The sequence below is a fragment of the Candidatus Poriferisocius sp. genome, assembly GCF_965208475.1.
Lineage (GTDB): Bacteria > Actinomycetota > Acidimicrobiia > Acidimicrobiales > Bin134 > Poriferisocius.
The window spans coordinates 1,774,582-1,795,943 of sequence record NZ_OZ242338.1; the positions used below are offsets into that span (position 1 = coordinate 1,774,582).

General features: G+C 63.1%; 15 protein-coding genes and 3 rRNA genes. 1 reads left to right on the forward strand and 17 read right to left on the reverse strand.

The genetic code is table 11. The features are described from left to right. Window position 1 precedes the first annotated feature (1 nt). The 9 genes from ACOGXA_RS08335 to ACOGXA_RS08375 all read right to left on the reverse strand — a co-directional run bounded on the left by ACOGXA_RS08335 (window position 2) and on the right by ACOGXA_RS08375 (window position 9,982). Window positions 2–1,708 (reverse strand): CTP synthase, encoded by a 1,707-nt coding sequence (locus ACOGXA_RS08335; protein ID WP_419926799.1) that lies wholly within the window; start codon window positions 1,706–1,708, stop codon window positions 2–4. A 51-nt stretch (window positions 1,709–1,759) separates the two neighbouring features. Beyond that, window positions 1,760–3,349, reverse strand: coding sequence for a DNA repair protein RecN (gene recN / locus ACOGXA_RS08340; RefSeq protein WP_419926800.1), 1,590 nt, complete (start codon window positions 3,347–3,349; stop codon window positions 1,760–1,762). A 15-nt stretch (window positions 3,350–3,364) separates the two neighbouring features. Continuing rightward, complete coding sequence (locus ACOGXA_RS08345) at window positions 3,365–4,207, reverse strand: NAD(+)/NADH kinase (RefSeq protein WP_419926801.1); 843 nt, start codon at window positions 4,205–4,207, stop codon at window positions 3,365–3,367. Between the two features lie 4 nt (window positions 4,208–4,211). Beyond that, a complete protein-coding gene (locus tag ACOGXA_RS08350; protein WP_419926802.1) occupies window positions 4,212–4,472 on the reverse strand; it encodes a hypothetical protein in 261 nt (86 codons plus the stop codon). Between the two features lie 261 nt (window positions 4,473–4,733). Next, window positions 4,734–5,537 (reverse strand): TlyA family RNA methyltransferase, encoded by an 804-nt coding sequence (locus tag ACOGXA_RS08355; RefSeq protein ID WP_419926803.1) that lies wholly within the window; start codon window positions 5,535–5,537, stop codon window positions 4,734–4,736. Further along, the gene (locus ACOGXA_RS08360) at window positions 5,534–6,280 is read right to left on the reverse strand and encodes an HAD-IIA family hydrolase (RefSeq protein WP_419926804.1); all 747 of its coding nucleotides are present in this window, start codon (window positions 6,278–6,280) and stop codon (window positions 5,534–5,536) included. Before ACOGXA_RS08360 ends, ACOGXA_RS08355 begins: the two co-directional genes overlap by 4 nt. A gap of 44 nt (window positions 6,281–6,324) precedes the next feature. Continuing rightward, window positions 6,325–7,341 (reverse strand): 2-oxoacid:ferredoxin oxidoreductase subunit beta, encoded by a 1,017-nt coding sequence (locus tag ACOGXA_RS08365; protein WP_419926805.1) that lies wholly within the window; start codon window positions 7,339–7,341, stop codon window positions 6,325–6,327. Beyond that, window positions 7,334–9,226 carry a 2-oxoacid:acceptor oxidoreductase subunit alpha gene (locus ACOGXA_RS08370; protein WP_419926959.1) on the reverse strand — a complete coding sequence of 631 codons (1,893 nt, stop codon included), beginning with the start codon at window positions 9,224–9,226 and terminating at the stop codon, window positions 7,334–7,336. The genes ACOGXA_RS08365 and ACOGXA_RS08370 overlap by 8 nt, the downstream gene beginning before the upstream one ends. 423 nt (window positions 9,227–9,649) lie before the next feature. Next, window positions 9,650–9,982, reverse strand: a complete 333-nt coding sequence (locus tag ACOGXA_RS08375) for a hypothetical protein (RefSeq protein WP_419926806.1) — start codon at window positions 9,980–9,982, stop codon at window positions 9,650–9,652. 9 nt (window positions 9,983–9,991) lie between these two features. Here ACOGXA_RS08375 and ACOGXA_RS08380 point away from each other — a divergent pair, with 9 nt between their 5' ends. Next, a complete protein-coding gene (locus tag ACOGXA_RS08380; RefSeq protein WP_419926807.1) occupies window positions 9,992–10,369 on the forward strand; it encodes a hypothetical protein in 378 nt (125 codons plus the stop codon). An 18-nt stretch (window positions 10,370–10,387) separates the two neighbouring features. Here the strand turns inward: ACOGXA_RS08380 and ACOGXA_RS08385 are convergent, their stop codons facing one another. The 8 genes from ACOGXA_RS08385 to tyrS all read right to left on the reverse strand — a co-directional run bounded on the left by ACOGXA_RS08385 (window position 10,388) and on the right by tyrS (window position 21,319). After that, window positions 10,388–11,437 (reverse strand): class I fructose-bisphosphate aldolase, encoded by a 1,050-nt coding sequence (locus tag ACOGXA_RS08385; RefSeq protein WP_419926808.1) that lies wholly within the window; start codon window positions 11,435–11,437, stop codon window positions 10,388–10,390. An 87-nt stretch (window positions 11,438–11,524) separates the two neighbouring features. Further along, window positions 11,525–12,421 (reverse strand): tetratricopeptide repeat protein, encoded by an 897-nt coding sequence (locus tag ACOGXA_RS08390; protein ID WP_419926809.1) that lies wholly within the window; start codon window positions 12,419–12,421, stop codon window positions 11,525–11,527. After that, window positions 12,370–12,732 (reverse strand): hypothetical protein, encoded by a 363-nt coding sequence (locus ACOGXA_RS08395; RefSeq protein WP_419926810.1) that lies wholly within the window; start codon window positions 12,730–12,732, stop codon window positions 12,370–12,372. Before ACOGXA_RS08395 ends, ACOGXA_RS08390 begins: the two co-directional genes overlap by 52 nt. Before the next feature lie 376 nt (window positions 12,733–13,108). Then, complete coding sequence (locus ACOGXA_RS08400; RefSeq protein ID WP_419924313.1) at window positions 13,109–14,461, reverse strand: IS1380 family transposase; 1,353 nt, start codon at window positions 14,459–14,461, stop codon at window positions 13,109–13,111. A 163-nt stretch (window positions 14,462–14,624) separates the two neighbouring features. Further along, a 5S ribosomal RNA gene (gene rrf, locus ACOGXA_RS08405) occupies window positions 14,625–14,741 on the reverse strand. Between the two features lie 84 nt (window positions 14,742–14,825). Beyond that, window positions 14,826–17,922: ribosomal RNA gene (locus ACOGXA_RS08410) — 23S ribosomal RNA — on the reverse strand. Between the two features lie 234 nt (window positions 17,923–18,156). Further along, window positions 18,157–19,672 (reverse strand): 16S ribosomal RNA (locus ACOGXA_RS08415). Together the 16S, 23S and 5S rRNA genes form the textbook arrangement of a ribosomal RNA operon. A gap of 360 nt (window positions 19,673–20,032) precedes the next feature. After that, on the reverse strand, window positions 20,033–21,319 hold the full coding sequence (gene tyrS / locus ACOGXA_RS08420) for a tyrosine--tRNA ligase (protein ID WP_419926811.1): 1,287 nt from the start codon (window positions 21,317–21,319) through the stop codon (window positions 20,033–20,035). Between the last annotated feature and the right edge of the window lie 43 nt (window positions 21,320–21,362).

Consider the following 21,362-nt stretch of genomic DNA (forward strand, 5'->3'; position numbering starts at 1 on the left):
CTCAGCGATGGGCTGCGGGCGAGGCATCGGCCACCGCCTCGACCTGCTCTGGGGCCTGCCCGTTTTCTGCCCCCGATCGGGACAATCCGCCCTGATCGGCAGTCACGCTGGTGTCCTTGCGGTCCAGGGCGGCTTTCACCAAGCCGCAGAACAGCGGGGCCGGTCGATCGGGGCGGCTCTTGAATTCGGGATGGGCCTGGGTTCCCACCCACCAGGGATGGCTTTTCAGCTCGATGAACTCCACCAGGAGCCCGTCGGGCGACTCCCCGGCGAGCACGAAGTCGGTGCCCTCGAAGCGGCTGCGGAGCTTGGGGTTGAACTCATAGCGGTGGCGGTGGCGCTCCGAGACCACTTCGGCGCCGTATACCTCGGCAACTTTGGTGCCCGGTCGAAGCCTGGCCATGCATGCCCCCAGTCGCATGGTGCCGCCCTTGTCGGTGATGCCGCGCTGCGATTCCATCAGGTCGATGACCGGCCACGGGGTGCGGGGGTCGAATTCGCTGGAATGGGCGTTGGCCAAGCCCAAAACGTTGCGGGCGTAGTCGATGGTCATCACCTGCAAGCCCAGGCATAAGCCCAGGCAGGGGATGTTGTTCTCCCGAGCGTGGGAGGCCGCATTGATCTTGCCCTCGATGCCCCGCTCGCCGAACCCGCCGGGGATCACAATGCCGTCCAATCCGCTCAAAAGGCTGTCGACCATCAGGCCCTCCACGCTCTCGGCCTGAATCCATTCGATCTCCACCGACGCGCCGTGATGTATGGCCGCGTGGTTCAGCGCCTCCACCACCGACAGATACGCGTCTTGCAGCGTCACGTACTTGCCGATGAGGCCGATGCGAGCGGTTCTCTGGGCCAGGGAGATCCGCTGATTCAGCACCTGCCAGCCGGCCAGATCAGGCTCGGGAACCTCTAGGCGCAAGATGTCGCACACCACGCCGTCGAGGCCCTCGTCGTGGAGCACCAGGGGGATCTCGTAGATGCTGTCGGCATCGGCCGCGTTGACCACCGCCGACACGTCAACGTCGCACAGGCTCGAGATTTTGCGCTTCAACTCATCGGAGATGGGCGACTCGCTGCGGCATACGATGGCATCGGGCTGAACGCCCCGGCTGCGGAGCTCGGTCACCGAGTGCTGGGTGGGCTTGGTCTTCTGCTCGCCCGTCGGGCCGATGAAGGGCACCAGCGTGACGTGGACGTAGCAGACGTTGCTCCGCCCCACGTCGAGGCGCACCTGGCGAATAGCCTCCAAGAAGGGGAGGATCTCGATATCGCCGACGGTGCCGCCGATCTCGGTGATCACCACATCTACATCGTCGGCCACCAGGCTGGAGATGCGGTTCTTGATCTCGTTGGTGACGTGGGGGATAACCTGCACGGTCTTGCCCAGATACTCCCCCTGGCGCTCCGATGCGATGACCGAGGAGTAGATGGAGCCGGTGGTGGCGTTGGAGAGCTTGGTGAGGCCCTCGTCGATGAACCGCTCGTAGTGGCCGAGATCCAGATCGGTCTCCCCGCCGTCGTCGGTGACGAACACCTCCCCGTGCTCGAAGGGGTTCATGGTGCCCGGGTCCACATTGATGTACGGGTCCAGCTTCTGCATGGTCACCCGCAGACCCCGCTGCTTGAGCAAACGCCCCAGCGATGCGGCCGTAAGCCCTTTGCCCAGCGAACTCGCCACCCCGCCGGTGACAAAGATGTGTTTGGTCACGCCCACCAAGCTTAGCGGCCGACTGCGACAACTTGCGGACCCGCAATCCGGCTATTGCGCATAACCGCCGCTCTTGGACACGTCCAAGAGCTCGGAAGCGTGGCGGCGGGCGCTGTCGCTGTCGGGCGAGCCTGAGAGCATGCGGGACAATTCGACGATCCGGTCCTCGCCTTCCAAAGGCTCTGCCAACACCGTGGTAGAAGCACCATCGTCGTGTTTGGCGATGCTCACCTGGCGGTCGGCGCAGGCGGCTACTTGGGGCAAGTGGGTGACCACCAGCACCTGGTGATCGGCAGCCAGGCGGGAAAGCGCCCGGCCCACGGTCTGGGCCACTTGGCCGCCGATGCCGGCGTCCACCTCGTCGAACACCAGCACCGGAGGACCGGCGCTGATCACCAGGCGCAGGGCCAGCATGACCCGGGCCAGCTCTCCCCCTGATGCGGCCGACGTGAGCGGCAGGCCGGGCGCGCCGCTGTTGGCGGCCAACAAGATGTCCACCTCGTCGCCGGGGTCGCCGCCCACGGCCACCTGCACCTCGGCCCGGGCCATGGCCAACTCTCTCAGGTGGGACGTAACTTCTTGGCCCAACCCTTGGGACGCCTGCCGCCGAGCCGCGCCCACTGCGGTCCCGGCTTCGGCCGCGGTCGCAGTACGCCGCTGATGCTCCCCATCCAGATCTTTGGCCAAACGGTCGAAGTCCTCCAGTTCTGCGAGGCGAGCCGAAAGACCGCTGTGGAACTCCATGACCTCGGCCAAGGTCTCCCCGTACTTGCGGCGGAGATCCACGATCAGCTCCCGGCGCTGTCGGATCTCAGCCAGACGAGCCGGATTCTCGTCGATCGACTCGGACGCTCGGCGCAACTCGGTCGACAGGTCGGCTGCCTCGGCGGCCAGGCCAACCAGCCGCTCGTGATGGCTCTCCAATGGCGGGCGGCTCTCCAACGATGCGGTGATCCGAGCCAGCCCGGCACCGACTGCTCCGTCGGTGCCCAAGATCGAAGCAGCCTGGCGGGCCGCATCCCGGCTAGCCGCAGCGTCGGCCAGCGCGGCCTCCTCGGCCTTGAGCGCCTCTCCCTCTTCAGGGTCTTCCAGGCCAGCCTGATCAAGCTCGGACAGCTGAAAACGGCATAACTCGATTTCCCGAGCCCTAGATCGCTCGTCACCACCCAACTCGGCTCGCCGGCGATTCAGATCGGCCAGCGCGGCCCGAGCCTCCATGAGGGGCGCCAAGTCCACATCGCCGAATCGATCCAGCGCGGCCCGTTGATGGACGCGGCGCAACAGCGACTGGTGGGCGTGCTGGCCGTGCAGATCCACCATCTCCCGTCCCAACTCCGACAAGGTGGCAGCCGACGCCAACCGACCGTCTACGTAGGCCCGAGCCCGACCGTCGGCGGGCACCACCCGCCGAAGCACGACCTCCTCCCCTTGGTGGTCGAACCGGCCTTCGACGGTGGCCTCATCGGCGCCGAACCGCACCAGTTGGGGGTCGGCCCTGCCGCCCAAGAGCAGGTCAACAGCGGTCACCACCAGGGTTTTTCCCGCCCCCGTCTCCCCGGTCAGCGCGGTCATGCCCGGGCCCAGCACCAGATTGAGCCGCTCAATGACCCCCAGGTTCTCTACGGCCAGCTCAGTCAACACTGTCTCGGATCCCGGTTAGCGGTCGGACAAGCCGAAGGAAGACTTGAGGGCTTGGTGGAACCCTCGTTGGCCGAGAGCTACGAGGCGTGCGGGCTTTTCGGAAACCGAGACGGTAAGGCAACCTCCATCCCCCAGCTCCCCCAGCGAGCGGCCGTCCACTGCCACCGCGGCCGGACGGTCGCCCAGCACCTCGATAACCAGCTCGCTGGACGGAAGCAACACCAGGCTGCGATCGAACAGCGTGTGGGGAGCCACCGGGGTCAAGATCACCGCGTGCATGGTCGGGGCCAAGATGGGTCCACCTGCCGACAAGGAGTAGGCCGTCGAACCGGTAGGAGTGGACGCGATCAACCCATCGGCGGCGTAGCTGGTGAAGAACTCTCCGTCTATGTGGACGGCCAGATTGACGGTGCGGCCGCTGTCCACTTTTTCCACGATGGCCTCATTAAGAGCGCTCACCTCGGTGCCGTCTCCCAGTCGACAACGCAGCCGGATGCGCTCTTCGATGATGTAGTCCCCGGCCAGAAACTGCTCAATTGCTTTTGGGGCGGCTTCCGGCTGAACGCCGGTGAGGTAGCCCAGTGAGCCGTAGTTGACCCCTAGCACTGGCACCCCTTCATCGGCTACCGAGGTGACCGCCCGAAGCATTGAGCCGTCTCCCCCCAAGCTCACCGCCAAGTCCAACTTCTCGCCGATGTGTTCATCTAGATGGGCAAGGTCGGTGCGGCCCACCGCCTCAGCAGACTCGAGCGCTAGGCGAACTTGATGACCGTCGCCGTCCAAACGGTCGATCAGGTCGGCTGCCAACTTCAGGGCTTCCGGCCGGTCAGCGTGAACAAAAAGGGCAATTGCAGCCATAGAGCTACGAAGCAACCGGCTGGATGCCGCTCGGGGAGAAGCTAGTGCCAGCTGCTATCACCTCGTCGATCACAATGGGACCCACTTCGCTGGCGGGCACATCGAAATATGCAGCTATGGCATCCCGAACGGCTTCCTCCACATCATGGAGGCGGTGGGCTTGGGAGAATACCCAATCCAGCTCTCGCACTTGGATGCCCCACCATTCGTCACCTTCGCGGGCTACCACCCTGAACGTGCTACCTGGGGTTGGAATGTCAGCCATTGCTGCTCCCGGACGACTCCTGTGCTCGTCTCAATATACCTCTCGCCGTGTGCTCATCGATTTCCGAATGACGAGGGATCACCAGCCGCTCCTCCCCGAATTGCCAAACCTCATGCCGTCCCTGCCTCAACAGTCGCAGATCGACGTTCCTATCCCTCGCAATCCCGCGAAGACGCCGCATCAAAGCCTGCTTCTTCATGAATCAGCCACCGGCTCTTCAGGTTGGGGGGAAGCTCGGCAGCGAATGCTACGGCGGTCAGGTTATCCGCCGTTGGTGACAACTTCGGCCGCCAGTTGGGCAGAATCCACCGTTGAAGGCACGCCGCCCTTTTTCAGATGTAGAAAGAACTCGACGTTTCCCTGGGCGCCCTTCAACGGGGACGGAATGGCGGCTTGGGGGGCGAGGCCCGCAAGGATTGCCGACTCTGTCGCCCGGTCGAGCGCGGCCTGCCATAGCTCGGGGTCGCGGATAACGCCCCGACCCCGGCTGGCCTCCAGTCGTCCCACTTCGAACTGGGGTTTGACCAATACCACTACTGGAGCACTTGGTGCGGCCAGTTCGGCCAAAGATGTCATAACCGAAGTCAGGGAGATGAAGGACACATCGGCGGTCACCAGGTCAAATGGTGACCCGATGGCCACTGGCTCGACTTCGCGGACGTCCGTGCGCTCGTAGACGGTCACCCGGGAGTCGCCAGTCAGACGCTCGTGCATCTGGGCCCGGCCCACATCAACGGCCACAACACCGGCGGCGCCGTTTTGCAGCAGGCAGTCGGTGAACCCGCCGGTGGACGCACCCACGTCACAGCACCGCATCCCGACGACATCCAGATTGAATGCCGCCAGCGCGCCCTCCAACTTCTCTCCGCCCCGGCTCACATGTCGGTTCGGAGGGCCCGACACCTCCACGGCGTCGCCGGGCAACACTAGACGAGCCGCCTTTTGGGCCACCGCCCCGTTCACCGTGACCCGGCCCGAGGCCACTGCCTCTCGGGCCCGATCCCGGCTCGCAACCAAGCCGCGGCGGATCAGCTCTACGTCCAGCCTCCGGCGCGACGCTTTCATCCCACCGGTTCTACACCCATCTGATCGACCAAGGCAGCCAGATCGGAAGCACAGTGTTGCGGTTCCGGGGTCACCGGCAGGTCGTCTTCGCCGACCACCCCGCTCAGCACGAGGGCGAACTCATAGCCCAGTGCCTGAGCGAATAGGCCGTCTGAATCGGGCCGGTCCCCCACCACCACACCGGATTCGCCGATTCTGCTGCGCACGCAATCCACGATGGGCTGGTTGGGCTTGCCCGCCATGGTGGGCACCGCCTCGGCGGCGGTCGCCACCGCGGCGAGGAGAGACCCGCCCCCCGGCTCCAGACCGCGCTCGGTGGGGTAGCTGGGGTCGTGGTTGGTGCCGATTAGCCGAGCGCCGCCGCGCACCGCTCGCATGGCCCGGCTGAGGGTGTCGTAGTCGAATCCGGGATCCATGCCCACAACCACCGCTTCAGCAGGGCCCGAGGTGCAGACCTCGGCGTTCGCCAACTCCACCGCCTCGTCGATGCCGGGACCCCCCACCACCAGCACCCGCTCGCCGGGGTTGATGAGCCGGCCCGCCGCGGTGGCCGAGGTGATCACCGATCCGGCGGCGTCGATCCCGCAGCCGGCCAGCTTGGCCTCCTGGTCGGCCACCGTCAGCGCAGACATGTTGGTGACGAACACCACGGGGGCGCTTGATCGCTGCAAGCGCTCGACGGCCTCCGCGGCACCGGGCACCGGGGTTCCGCCTACCCAGATCACTCCGTCCAGATCGAGCACCCAACCCCGAAGGGCGCGATGACCGGACGAAGGGTGAGGGTTGCTCAGGAGACTTCCCAGGTGGGTCGGGAATGGAGCAAGGCCTCAAGGTCGCCGGGGCCAGACTGTTCCTGGGCCATGGCGAGCTGCTTGCTGGCCTCGCCGGCGTACTCTGCCCGCTCAACCGCCCGGTACACCCCGATGGGAGTGGGCTCGAAGGGGCCGGCTGAGAGCCGGGAGAGGGCGAAGGCCAGGCTGGGGTCCTGGCGGGTCTCATCGTGGACCAGCAAAGCCGACTCGCCGACATCGGCCACATTCACCACCTCGGCGCTGCCCAGGGGGTTTATCACCACGCCCTTCTCGTTGCCTTCGCCGAAGCGGATGGGCTTTCCGTGCTCAAGCGGTATGAGCATGGACGCCCGCTTGTCCTTTTTGGTGATGGCCCCGAACGCCCCGTCGTTGAACACGTTGCAGTTCTGGAACACCTCCACGAATGAGGCGCCGGGAAAGTCGTGGGCCCGCCGGAACATGTCCATCATGTGCTGGCGGTCCATGTCGTGGGTGCGGGCCACGAAGCTGGCCTCGGCCCCGATGGCCACCGACACGGGGTTGAAGGGCTCGTCGATGCTGCCCGCCGGGGTGGACTTGGTGACCTTGCCGATCTCGCTGGTGGGCGAGTACTGGCCCTTGGTCAGCCCGTAGATCTGGTTGTTGAACAACAATATGTTGAGGTTCACGTTGCGGCGCAGGGCGTGCAGAAGGTGATTGCCTCCGATGGACAGCATGTCGCCGTCCCCGCCCACAACCCACACGTGAAGCTCGGGCCGGGCCATGGCCAAACCGGTGGCCAGAGCAGGGGCCCGCCCGTGGATGCCGTGCATCCCGTAGGTGTTCATGTAGTAGGGGAACCGGGCCGCGCAGCCGATCCCCGAGACGAACACCGTGTCCTCCCGGCGCACGCCGAGGTCGGGCATCAGCATCTGAACCGCGGTCAAAATGGAGTAGTCCCCACAGCCGGGGCACCAGCGAACTTCTTGGTCGCTGGTCCAGTCGGCTTTGGTGGTGGTGGGAACGTCAGTCATCAAAGGCTCCGTTGATGTGCGAGTGGAGCTCGGCGGCGGTGAAGGGTATCCCTTCCACCTTGCAAACCGATTGGGCATCGACCAGGAACTCGGCTCGGATGATGCGGCAGAACTGTCCCAGGTTCATCTCCGGGACCAGCACCTTGGGGTAGCGGCGCACGATGTCGCCCAAGTCTCTGGGCAGCGGGTTCAGATGGGTGACATGGGCATGGGCCACCTTGCGCCCCTCGGCCCGGGCCCGCATGACCGCGCTGGTGATCGCTCCCCACGTGGAGCCCCAGCCCAGCACCAGCAGATCGGCATCGTCGGTGTCGCCGTCAAGCATGGTGAGGGGGATGTCGTTGGCAATGTGGGCAACGCGCTCCTCGCGCAGCTTCACCATGTACCCGTGGTTGGCGGCCTCGTAGTTGATGTTGCCGGTGCCGTCTTCCTTCTCGATGCCGCCGATGCGGTGGGTGAGGCCGGGAGTGCCCGGAACCGCCCACGGGCGGGCCATGGTCTCGGGGTCGCGCAGGTAGGGCCAGTACACCTCGGTGCCGTCGTCTTCGGTGTGGTTGGGCCCGGTGGCGAACTCCACCGTCAAATCGGGCAGCGTCGACACGTCGGGCAAAAGCCAGGGCTCGCTGCCGTTGGCTAGATAGCCGTCGGACAGCAAGATCACCGGCGTGCGGTACTTGAGGGCGATGCGAGCCGCCTCGATGGCGGCGAAGAAGCACTGCGACGGGGAGTAGGCGGCCACGATGGGCACCGGCGACTCGCCGTGGCGCCCGTACATGGCCTGCATGAGGTCGGCGCTCTCGGTCTTGGTCGGCAGCCCGGTTGAAGGCCCGCCCCGCTGGATGTTGATCACCAAAAGGGGCAGCTCAAGGCTGACCGCGAGCCCAATGGTCTCGCCTTTGAGGGCGACGCCCGGCCCGCTGGTGGTGGTGATTCCCAAGTGCCCGCCGAAAGACGCTCCCAGCGCGGCGCACACCGCGGCGATCTCGTCTTCGGCCTGAAGGGTTCGCACGCCGAAGTTCTTGCGCTGGCTCAGCTCGTGGAGGATGTCGCTGGCCGGGGTAATGGGATATGAGCCCAAAAACAAGGGGACCTTGGCCTGCTGGCTGGCGGCCACCAGGCCCCACGACAGCGCGGTGTTGCCGTTCACGTTGGTGTATGTCCCCGGGGCCAGGGCGGCCGGCTTCACCTCATAGGTGAAGTCGAAGAGCTCGGCGGTCTCGCCGAAGGCCATGCCTGCCTTGAACGCCGCGGTGTTGGCGTCGGCGATGAGCTGCTGGCGCTTGAACTTGGCCGAGATCCAATCCAGCGTTGGCTGGGCCGGACGGCTGTAGAGCCAGGAGAGCAGTCCCAGGGCGAAGAAGTTCTTGGACCGCTCGGCGTCTCGGGGCTTCACCCCCAAGTCCTTGCAGACCTCCTTGGTGATGGTGGTCATCGGAACCTTGAATAGCGTGTAGTTGTCGAGGCTGCCGTCTTCCAGCGGGTCGCTGTCGTAGCCGGCTTTGGCCAGGTTGCGCTCCACAAAGGCATCCTGGTTGACGATTACCGTCCCGCCCATCTCCAGGTGGATCAACTCCTTGCGCAGCGCCGCCGGGTTCATGGCCACCAGAACGCTGGGAGCGTCGCCCGGTGTGGTGATGTTGTGGTCGGATACCTGAACTTGGAAGGCCGACACGCCGGCCAGGGTCCCCTGAGGCGCCCGGATCTCAGCGGGGAATTCCGGCAGTGTGGCCAGGTCGTTGCCGAACAGCGCGCTGGCACTGGTGAACCGGTCGCCGGTGAGCTGCATTCCATCGCCGGAGTCACCCGCGAATCGAACCACCAGCCGGCTCAGCTCGCGCGTCCCGACGGTACGCGGCACGGTGTCAGTCACGGAATCCTCCTTGATCCCCGATGGCCCCTCGCTTGCGCGGTGCCGGAAACCGAGACTACCCAGCGCGCCCGCTCAAGTGGCACATCCTCGCCAGAAGCCGCTTGGACTGTCCAGCGAGATCCTCATCGACCCGGAATCGGCCATGGCAGCCCGCAGCCGTATCCGAGCGCCGGTTATCGGCTTGCCAGTCGATCCTCTGCCCATGCTCACGGAGTTGCCGAGCTCGCCGTCCGCCTCAACACCGACGGCACCCAGCGCCTAATACAACCCGAAGAAACCGAAACCGACATCGGCCTGCGGCTCTGGCGTGACCCCCTGTGTTCGGACAACGTGGCCAAAAACGGGGTCCGGTCACCAGTATGAAGAGTCGTAGAGCAAGCCCTACTGTGACGGCACACTTTTCGAGCAGCTTCGAAGGTACCGGATCGCTCCCAATCCTCACTCCTGCCGGACCGCCGCCGCGGCCCGAGACCGGAACGCATGGTGTAGGAAGCGGACTCTGCCCTTGGAAGACGACCTGACTGCACCGGCGGCGATCAGGCGCCGACGGTAGGTGCGAGCATATTGGAGGGAGCGCCCCAGTCTCGTCGCGATATCGGCCAGGGATGAGTCGGGTTCGTCAGGAAGCATCTCAATCAAAAAGCGTCTGTCCATTGGCGACAGCCGATTCCATGTGGGTCCGGCTATCTGATCCACCATGATCAACTCGGCTTCTGCCGCTCCCGCCCGCACGTTGACGAGGTTGATGGGGGCGCTGGGATCTTCGCGCATCTGCCAGGCGTGAAAACCGACAAGCTGGATCATGTAGGGATAGCCGAGTGTCAATGCAGCAGCCTCAGCGAGGGCATCGTCGTCTATGGCGCTACCGCTGTCAAGGATGGGTTGCCGCAGGGCCACCCTTGTCTCTTCCTCGTCAAGTGGGCCAAGCCGGGCTCGAGCGCAGCGCTGAAGGAAGGTCATATTGGCATCGGCCAGATGTGTGTCCTCAATGAATGGCAGTGCAGCCGCAGCAAAGGCTATCGGCCTCTGACGACGGCGAGCGACGATCTGAACAGCGGACGCGACGTTGCGCACATCGTCTCGGTCCACATCGTGCAACTCGTCATCGCCCCGATTTGTTTTTTCGTTCTTATTCGTCTTTTCGCTCTTATTCGCTGAGTGGCGGAGTCTCCGGGGTTACGCGACGGTAACTGAGTCGGAGAGGTAGACGTCTTGGATGGCGTTTAGAAGCTCCACGCCCTCGGCGACAGGGCGCTGGAAGGCTTTGCGGCCGCTGATGAGGCCCAGGCCGCCGGCCCTTTTGTTTATGACCGCGGTGCGCACGGCCTCGGCCATGTCGCTGGCCCCAGACGACGCCCCTCCGGAGTTGATGAGGCCGATGCGGCCCATGTAGCAGTTGGCCACCTGCCAGCGGGTTAGGTCGATCGGGTGGTCGGTGGTCAACTCGTCATACACCAACCGGTGGGTTTTGCCGAACCCCAGGGCGGTGTAGCCGCCGTTGTTCTCGGGGAGCTTCTGCTTGATGATGTCGGCCTCTATGGTGACCCCGATGTGGTTGGCCTGAGCAGTGAGGTCGGCCGCCGCGTGATAGTCGGCGCCGTCCACCTTGAAGCCGGAGTTCCGCAGGTAGCACCACAAAACGGTGAACATTCCGAGCTCATGGGCCCGGTGGAAGGCCTCGGCCACCTCCTGGATCTGGCGAGTGGACTCATCAGAGCCGAAATAGATGGTGGCCCCCACGCCGGCGGCGCCCAGGTCGTAAGCCTGCTCCACCGACCCGAACATCACCTGGTCGAACTTGTTGGGATAGGTGAGCAGCTCGTTGTGGTTGAGCTTCACGATGAAGGGAATGCGGTGGGCGAAGCGGCGGGATGTGGCCCCCAGCACGCCGAAGGTTGAGGCAACCGCGTTGCAGCCCCCTTCCAAGGCCAGTTCCACAATGCCAGCAGGGTCGAAGTACCGGGGGTTGGGGGCGAAAGAGGCCGCTCCCGAGTGCTCGATGCCCTGGTCCACCGGCAGGATGGACACGTAACCGGTACCGCCCAGCCGACCGTGGTCGAACAGGGATTGGAGATTGCGCAGCACCTGGGGGGAGCGGTCGGTAGCGGCCATTACCCGGTCGACGAAATCAGGGCCTGGGAGGTGCAGGTCGTCTCGGGGGATGGTCTTGGATTCGTGCGACAAGAGAGATTCGGCCTCGTCGCCCAACAGTGTTTCAAAGTCCACGATCTGCCTCTCCTTTGAACCAGGCGCCGGTCGTCCTCACGATAGCGGCGCTCCGAAACCTTCGGGGGCATTACCCGGGAGTATTCGCTACCGAAGAGAAGCCAGCCTCTCGGCCACGTCTACGTAGAGCTCATCCTGGCCAACCAACCAGCCGAACAGCTCCCTCGCCCGGGGAATCTCGCCGGCTCGCTCGTACAGATCGGCTAGGGCATATGCCTGCCGCAAGTGGTGCTCTTCGGCCCGTCGAGGACGCTGGAAATCAGCAGACAGCAGTTGAACCGCTTCGTTGATGTCACCGCGATCGCCCAACGCGCCAGCAGCCACAATTCTCCCCTCAGCAAGCACCGCAGCGCTCTCACCGGAGGCCCTCAGCTCAGCCCAAAGCTCATCGACATCGGCCCACCTCTGTTGGGCCCGATAGCAGTCGGCCAGAACGGGGTGGAGGTCGAGGCGACCGGTGAGCCCTCGGAAGGCCTCGAGCTCCCGGGCGGCCAACTCCCAGCGCCCCAGTCGGTAGAGAGTCAAGCCGGTCAACTCCCTCACTTCGGGCACGCGGGGAGCGTCTTTGGCCATCCCGTCCAAGGCTCCCCACGCTTTGTGGTAATCGCCTTGTTCATAGGCCGCCTCGGCTCGATCAAGCCGCTGCCGGTAACGAGGAGCATCTCTGCGCCCCACCGCCCTTTCCATATCCTGGGCTTCGGGCGACGGGCCACCCTCGGGCAACGGAGCGCGCCTTCGCCCCCGCTGTCGCTTGTTAGGCGGGCCGGCGGACTCCTCGCTCAGGTTGCCCCGCTGTACAGCTTCTTTGGCCTCGGCGCGCAGCTGCTTAGTCCGGGCTTGGCGTGTCTCCCGGCGCTCGGCCCGCATACGGGCCTCTTCAGCCTCCTCGGGAGTTTCTTCGACGACCTCTGAAGGTGCATCTTTCTCGGTTTCTAGAGGCGGCTCCACCACCTTGGCCGCACCCTTGCGGGCCACAGATCCCATTCCCCTCGGCCCCTTGGGCGGGGGCGACTCGGTCCTTCCCCGGCTCTGCGGTCTCCGGCGATCAGATCCTCCCCGGCGCGGAGGCCCCCGCCGATCAGACCTACCTCGCCCATCAGAATCCCGCCGATCAGACCTACCTCGCCCATCAGAATCCCGCCGATCAGACCTACCCCGCCCATCAGAATCCCGCCGATCAGACCTACCCCGGCCATCAGAATCCCGCCGATCAGACCTACCCCGCCCATCAGAATCCCGCCGATCAGACCTACCCCGCCCATCAGAATCCCGCCGATCAGACCTACCCCGCCCATCAGGCCCTCGATTTGCCGTCTTTCGGCCTCTAGGCGGACCGGATCTGCCCTTGCTCTGATGGGTCCTCTGCTGAGGAGGCCTCCTGCGATTGGGAGGCTTGCGGGCAGACCCTCCACCAGAAGACACCGCCTGAGTCTACCGAGACGGATGCCGTTAGCAGCGATTAGCCCTGATTGTTCATGAGAATTGAATAGTCCCGGGTTTCGTGGGGGCTCTGTTCTTTGGGCGGGTGGGGTTTGTGTGTTTTCGTGTGGTTTCGGTGTTGGGGTTGGGGGGTTGGTGAATTCCTCTGGTGGTCGGGGGGTCTGGTGGGGGGTTTGGGGCGCGTCGGGTCGGGGTTTGGGGCCGGGGTCGGGGTGGGAGCGGGGCGTGGGGCTATGGGCCGTGGGGTTGGCAGGCGTGGAGGAGTTGGGGGGTTGTGGGCCACCAGTCGAGCAGGCGCAGGGTCCATTTGCGGGAGGAGCGGACGAGGCGGGCGGGTGCGTGCCATAGCTGCCATCTGAGGCGTTTGGGGGCTGCTTGGGCTAGGGGTCCGGTGAGGCGGAGTTGTTGGAACCATCTCACGAGAGCCAGGCTGAGCGCGACGAGCTGTGTCCAGGCGGCGTTGGCGTCGAAGTCGGTGAAGGGCATGCGTTTGAGGCCGGAGTCTTTGAGGTCTGAGATGGTGTTCTCAATGCGGGCGTGGCCTCTCATGTGGGCGTCGAGTTGGGCGGGGTCGCCTGCGGCGTCGGTGTAGAACCCGCGGTAGCGCCAGTTGCCGGAGTCGAACAGGGTGCGCTGCGCTCCGGGGTGCAGCGGCTCTCGGCGGGCGATGAAGCGGGTGCGCTCGGGCCAGCCGGCCAGATCGACGCTGCCGGTGAGGTCGGCGACCTGGGCCCGCCTCGAGGGCTCGCCGTCGGCGCCGAGCGCCGGCTGCCACTTCCCGGCGTCGAAGCGGACGCGGTCTATCGCCGCTGTGACCTCGAAGTTTGAGCGGGCTGTCATGAAGAACCCGATGTTGCGGTCCCGGCAGGCCTCGGCGATGCCGACAGAGCAGCCCGCCGCGTCGACCCGCAGGTGCACCTCCCCCAAGGGCGCATGCCCGTCGCCTGGGCGATGGCCCCTGGCGACGGCGGCGGGCAGCTGCGCGATGGCGGCGTCCATGACCTCTATGTGGTCCAAGATGTGGTTGGCCGCGGCGTTGCCCGCCCGCAGCTTTATCGACAAAGGCTCCCCCTCGTCTGTGGCGCACAGCATCGGGTGGAACCCGAACCCGCCCTTGAAGTGCGCAGCCGCTTGCTGCTTGTTCTCGGAGTGGACCTCCACCAAAGTCGAGTCGATGTCCAAAACCACCGGGCCCGCAGCGTCGCCGCGGCGCTCCCACACACCGGCCCGCACACCGGCCACCGCCCCCAACACAGCCTCTGTCGCGCCGGGGCCCAAACCGCGCAGCGTCCGGTACAGAGTCGAGTCAGAAGCCACCTCGCCGAACAGCACCGGCTGCGCCCGCAGATGCTCGATGTCGCTGCAAGCCTCACCGCCACCGGCCAACATCAACAACGAATGCGCCAGCACCTTGCCCCGGTCATGAACCGGCGCCCGCTCCCCGCCCCGGGGCACCGCCGCCGACAACGCCTCCCCCAGACCCAAACCATCGGCGAAACGCCCCAAAGCGAACAAACCCGAATGCGCCGCCACCTGACCGCCGCCGCCCGCCACCCTCACATCGCGCGTGCTGCTAACCTGCATCCCGGAGATGCCCCTCTCTGTGGAACCAAAACGTGCCTAACAACACACATCGTCCCACACCAGAGGGGCTTTTCCGCGGACGCGCACCCCCCAACACCACACCCCCATGAACAATCAGGGTTAACGAAAGTGGGGAGCCAAATGGCTCCCCACTTTATGCGAAATCCGGCGGCGACCTACTCTCCCAGGGCGTCTCCGCCCAAGTACCATCGGCGCTGGTGGGCTTAACTTCCGTGTTCGGAATGGGAACGGGTGTGACCCCACCGCCATCGCCACCGAAACCTTTATGTTCTTGTCAAAGAGGCAGTGCTTCAAGAACTCCACAGCGAGCACGAGCATCGATTCGAAATCAAGTTAATGATGTAGAACCAAGCCCTCGGCCGATTAGTACCGGTCAGCTGAACATGTTGCCATGCGTACACTTCCGGCCTATCAACGTGGTGTTCTGCCACGGGCCTTACCCGGTTTACCCGGTGGGTGATCTCATCTTGGAACAGGCTTCCCACTTAGATGCTTTCAGCGGTTATCCTTTCCGCAGGTCGCTAACCAGCCATGCCCTTGGCAGGACAACTGGCACACGAGAGCTGCGTCCGTCCCGGTCCTCTCGTACTAGGGACAGCCTTCCTCAAATCACCTTCGGCTACAGAGGATAGGGACCGAACTGTCTCACGACGTTCTAAACCCAGCTCGCGTACCGCTTTAATGGGCGAACAGCCCAACCCTTGGGACCTGCTTCAGCCCCAGGATGCGATGAGCCGACATCGAGGTGCCAAACCTTCCCGTCGATATGGACTCTTGGGGAAGATGAGCCTGTTATCCCCGGGGTACCTTTTATCCGTTGAGCGACGGCGCTTCCACACGCAACCGCCGGATCACTATGCCCAACTTTCGTTTCTGCTCGACCCGTCGGTCTCGCAGTCAAGCTCCCTTGTGCCATTACACTCGACGCCTGATTGCCAACCAGGCTGAGGGAACCTTTGGGCGCCTCCGTTACTCTTTGGGAGGCGACCGCCCCAGTCAAACTACCCACCTGACACTGTCCTCAACCCGGATAACGGGCCTAAGTTAGATGCCCAGCATGAGCAGAGTGGTATTTCAAGGTTGACTCCACACAGACTAGCGTCCATGCTTCCAAGTCTCCCACCTATCCTGCACAACACATACCAAACACCAATATCAAGCTGTAGTAAAGGTCCACGGGGTCTTTCCGTCCTTCTGTAGCTAACGAGCATCTTTACTCGTACTTCAATTTCGCTGGGTCTATGGTTGAGACAGTGGGAAAGTCGTTACGCCATTCGTGCAGGTCGGAACTTACCCGACAAGGAATTTCGCTACCTTAGGACCGTTATAGTTACGGCCGCCGTTTACTGGGGCTTAGGTTCAGAGCTTCGCCTTGCGGCTAACCCCTCCCCGTAACCTTCCAGCACCGGGCAGGCGTCACAGCGTATACAGCGTCTTACGACTTCGCACGCTGCTGTGTTTTTAGTAAACAGTCGCTTTCCCCTGGTTTGTGCCACCCGCTCAAGCTCCGGACGCGAAGTCCATCACTTTACTGGGGTCATCCTTATCCCAAAGTTACGGATGTAATTTGCCGAGTTCCTTAACCATAGTTCTCCCAATCGCCTTGGTATTCTCTACCTGCCCACCTGTGTTGGTTTGGGGTACGGGCGCCGTGAAAGCTCGCTAGCGGCTTTTCTTGGCAGTACAGGATCAGTGACTTCACCTCATGCGGTTCGGTATCACGCCTCAGGCTTCATGGGGACCGGACTTACCTGGGCCCCACCCTACACGCTTACCCCAGGAACTACCGTCGCCTGGGTTCACCTACCTCTCTGCGTCCCCGCGTTGCTGGCCGCTCCGGTGTGGGTCGGTTTCTCCTGCCCCTTTGCGGGACAGGCATCCCCTTAGCAACACCAGTTAAGCCTGGACGCGTTCACAGCGGTACCGGAATATCAACCGGTTGTGCATCGACTACGCCTGTCGGCCTCGCCTTAGCTCCCGACTCACCCTGGGAGGATTAGCCTTCCCCAGGAACCCTTGGGCTTTCGGCGGAAAGGTTTCTCACCCCTCTCTCGCTACTCATACCAACATTCTCACTCGGACTCGGTCCACAGCAGCTCACGCTGCCGCTTCACTCCAAGCCCGACGCTCCGCTACCACTCCTGCCTGATGGCAGAAATCCGCAACTTCGGTTTCTAGCTTTAGCCCCGTTACATTGTCCGCGCAGGATCACTCGACCAGTGAGCTGTTACGCACTCTTTCAAGGATGGCTGCTTCTAAGCCAACCTCTTGGCTGTCTGTGCAATCCCACATCGTTTACCACTTAGCTAGAAATTAGGGACCTTAGTTGGCGGTCTGGGCTGTTTCCCTTTCGACCCCGAAGCTCATCCCCCGGGGTCTCACTGCTGTGCTCTGGAACCATGGCATTCGGAGTTTGGCTGAGGTCAGTAAGCTTGTCGGCCCCCTAGCCCATCCAGTGCTCTACCTCCATGGTTGAACGCACAACGCTGCACCTAAATGCATTTCGCGGAGAACCAGCTATCTCCGGGTTTGTTTGGCCTTTCACCCCTATTCACAGGTCATCCGCCCAGTTTTCAACCTAGGTCGGTTCGCGCCTCCACGGAGTCTTACCCCCGCTTCACACTGCCCATGAATAGATCACCCGGCTTCGGGTCTACGGCATGCGACTGTACGCCCAGTTAAGACTCGCTTTCGCTCCGACTTCCCTTCACAGGTTAATCTCGCCACATACCGTAACTCGTTGGCTCATTCTTCAAAAGGCACGCCATCGCGATCTCAGATTGACGATCCGAAGATCATCGGGTTGAGACGACGCTCTGACTGCTTGTAAACCAACGGTTTCAGGTACTATTTCACTCCCCTCCCGGGGTACTTTTCACCTTTCCCTCACGGTACTAGTTCACTATCGGTTGCCTACATATACTTAGCCTTACGAGGTGGTCCTCGCAGATTCACGCCGAATTACACGGCAACGGCGCTACTCGGGGACACTCAGCGAAGTGTGCAGCAGTTTCGTGTACGGGGCTCTTACCCCCTGCGGCTCGCCTTTCCAGAACGATTCCACTACCACGCACATTTGTAACTTCGTGGAGGATCTGGCGCTCCTCCTCTGAGGCCCCACAACACCGAACCGGCAACGCCACCAGGCTATTCCACCGGCACGGTTTAGGCTATTCCCATTTCGCTCGCCGCTACTAAGGGAATCGCGGTTGCTTTCCTTTCCTACAGGTTACTTAGATGTTTCAGTTCACCTGGTTCCCTCTGCCGGTGCTATGTGTTCACACCGGAGTGATACCCCTTTACAGGTATCAGGTTTCCCCATTCGGACATCCCCGGATCGAAGCTCAGTCGGCAGCTCCCCGAGGCTTATCGCAGCCTCTCACGTCCTTCATCGGTTGTAGGCACCAAGGCATCCACCGTTGGCTCTTCGTAGCTTGGAAGATTCATACATCGAAGAACTCTAATTTCGATCAGATGCTCGTGCTCGCTATGCAGTTCTCAAAGAGCACAGGAGGTTGCCGAATCAACAGTTAGACCGTCTAGGCAGAGCCTCGAGCGTGGATATCACGCTCCCTCAAAACGGAAGAGAGGACAAGAGCAACCAGTGCACCAACTGGGAGTGTCCGAACTCGATAACGCCGTTCGGCCTATCGAGCGGAAACGGAACTCCTTAGAAAGGAGGTGATCCAGCCGCACCTTCCGGTACGGCTACCTTGTTACGACTTCACCCCAATCGCCAACCCCACCTTCGGCAGCTCCCCCTCATAAGAGTTAGGCCACTGACTTCGGGTGTTGCCGACTTTCGTGGTGTGACGGGCGGTGTGTACAAGGCCCGGGAACGTATTCACCCCGGCGTTGCTGATCCGGGATTACTAGCGACTCCGACTTCATGGAGTCGAGTTGCAGACTCCAATCCGAACTGAGACCGGTTTTCAGGGATTCGCTTCACCTCGCGGTGTCGCTGCCCGTTGTACCGGCCATTGTAGCATGTTTGCAGCCCTGGATATAAGGGGCATGATGACTTGACGTCGTCCCCACCTTCCTCCGAGTTGACCCCGGCGGTCTCCTACGAGTCCCCACCTTAACGTGCTGGCAACATAGGACGAGGGTTGCGCTCGTTGCGGGACTTAACCCAACATCTCACGACACGAGCTGACGACAGCCATGCACCACCTGTGTACGGCCCCGAAGGACACCATATCTCTATGGCTTTTCCGTACATGTCAAACCCAGGTAAGGTTCTTCGCGTTGCCTCGAATTAAGCAACATGCTCCGCCGCTTGTGCGGGCCCCCGTCAATTCCTTTGAGTTTTAGCCTTGCGGCCGTACTCCCCAGGCGGGGCACTTAATGCGTTAGCTACGGCACGGAACCCGTTGATAAGGCCCCACACCTAGTGCCCAACGTTTACGGCGTGGACTACCAGGGTATCTAATCCTGTTTGCTACCCACGCTTTCGCTCCTCAGCGTCAGTACCGGCCCAGAGTGCTGCCTTCGCCGTCGGTGTTCCTCCTGATATCTGCGCATTTCACCGCTACACCAGGAATTCCACACTCCTCTACCGGACTCTAGTCATAGCAGTATCGGATGCAATCTTAGGGTTGAGCCCTAACCTTTCACATCTGACTTACCAAACCGCCTACGAGCTCTTTACGCCCAATAATTCCGGACAACGCTCGCCCCCTACGTGTTACCGCGGCTGCTGGCACGTAGTTGGCCGGGGCTTCTTCTGCAGGTACCGTCAATTTCGTCCCTGCTGAAAGGGGTTTACAACCCGAGGGCCTTCATCCCCCACGCGGCGTTGCTGCGTCAGGCTTTCGCCCATTGCGCAAGATTCCCCACTGCTGCCTCCCGCAGGAGTCTGGGCCGTGTCTCAGTCCCAGTGTGGCTGATCGTCCTCTCAGACCAGCTACCCGTCGATGCCTTGGTGAGCCGTTACCTCACCAACAAGCTGATAGGCCGCGAGACCCTCCCGAAGCGCCGGAGCATTTCCTCTGCCGATCATGCGATCGGCGGAGGGCATCTGGTATTAGCCACAGTTTCCCGTGGTTGTCCCAGTCTTCGGGGCAGGTTCCTCACGTGTTACGCACCCGTTCGCCACTTGGTCATTGCCCGAAGGCGACCTCGTTCGACTTGCATGTGTTAGGCACGCCGCCAGCGTTCGTCCTGAGCCAGGATCAAACTCTCCGTCAAAATCTCCAGCAGGTCTGCCCCAAAGGGGATCACTGCCTTCGAATCGGTTGCTCGTCTCGCTAAATTGCCTCGGCGAAACGGAGCGATTTCGGAAAGTCAAAAGGGCCGAAACCCTTCCCGACTTGGTTTCCTTGGAATTGTGTTAGGTCGACGACTTCGACGCGAGGTGCGCCAAGCCGTCGCCCGCACTGGCTTTTCCGTCCTCTCTTCCGTTTTCAAGGAGCGTGAGGCGGTGACCCTTGCGGGAGAACCGCATCGGTCCAGACAAACCGGACCGTGCTCTGCCTCTGCGGGAAACCCGGGGGAAACCCGTTTCAGAGGCGAATGGTCACGCTACCGGCCTCGGCCGGCAACGTCAACTCATCCCGGGGATTCGCTTCCCCGCACTCGCACAAGGTGGTGGCGGCGCTTGCCCCGCCGAAGCAGGAGGTAGCGACTGTGCAGCAGGCGGTCGGCAGCCACCGCCGGCGCCTCGCCGGAAATCCGCTCATTGTTAACGTACACCGACCCCTCTGACAGCCCCCGACGAGCATCGCCCTTTGAGGTGGCCAGCCCTGTTGAAGTCAGCAATTCCACGAGGTCGAAGCTGTTTGAGGCAGCATCGAACCCGCCGTCGGGGACATCGGAGGTGGGCACCTCGGCCGCTACTGCATCCAACGCGGCCTCGTCGATATCGTCCACCGGAGAGCCGAACAGGATTCGGGCTGCTTGTTCGGCCGCAGCCGCGGCAGGCCGGCTGTGGACCAGCGAGGTGACCTCGTTGGCCAGAATGCCCTGGGCCTCTCTCCGTCCGGGATCGCGCTGATGGGCCTCAACCACCTCGGCGATCTCCCCCACAGGAAGCATGGTGAACTGGAGCAGGCCGCGCTCCACGTCCTCGTCGGAGACCTGGATGAAGTACTGGTGGAACCGATAGGGACTGGTGCGCTGGGGATCGAGCCAGATCGCCCCCTCGGCCGTCTTGCCGAATTTGGCGCCGTCAGACCGGGTGAGAAGCGGCCAGGTGAGGCCGTGGGCCTGGGTCCCTGTGCGGCGGCGAATGAGATCCACCCCGGCGGTGATGTTGCCCCACTGGTCGGAGCCGCCGATCTGGAGATCGCAGTGGTGGTGGGTGTGCAACCACCAGAAGTCGTAGGCCTGCAACAGCATGTAGGTGAACTCGGTGTAGGAGATGCCCGATTCGCTCTCCATGCGGCTGCGCACCGAGTGCTTGGCCGCCATCTGGTTCACGGTGGCGTGCTTGCCGGTATCCCGCAAGAACTCGATCAGCGTGAGGTCGCGGGTCCAGTCGTAGTTGTTGACCAGCTCGGCGTGGCCGTCGAAGTCCAGCAGCTTCTCAAGCTGCCCTCGGATGCCCGCCAGGTTGGCGGCCAAGATGTCGTCGTCCAGCAGATTTCGCTCATCAGATCGGCCGCTGGGATCGCCCACCATGCCGGTGGCCCCGCCCACCAGGGCGATGGGCCGGTGGCCGGCTTCTTGGAACCTCCGCAGCACCAGCACCCCGATGAGGTTGCCCAAGTGCAGCGAGCTGGCCGTAGGGTCGATGCCGTGGTACACCCCGACCGAGCCGTCGCCCAGCCGTTTGTCCAGCAGATCTCGGTCGGTGGTGTCTTGCACCAAGCCGCGGGATTCGAGTTCTTCAAGCACCGGGCGAATGCTACGGGAGCAGAACGCCGAGGGAGAATGAGTA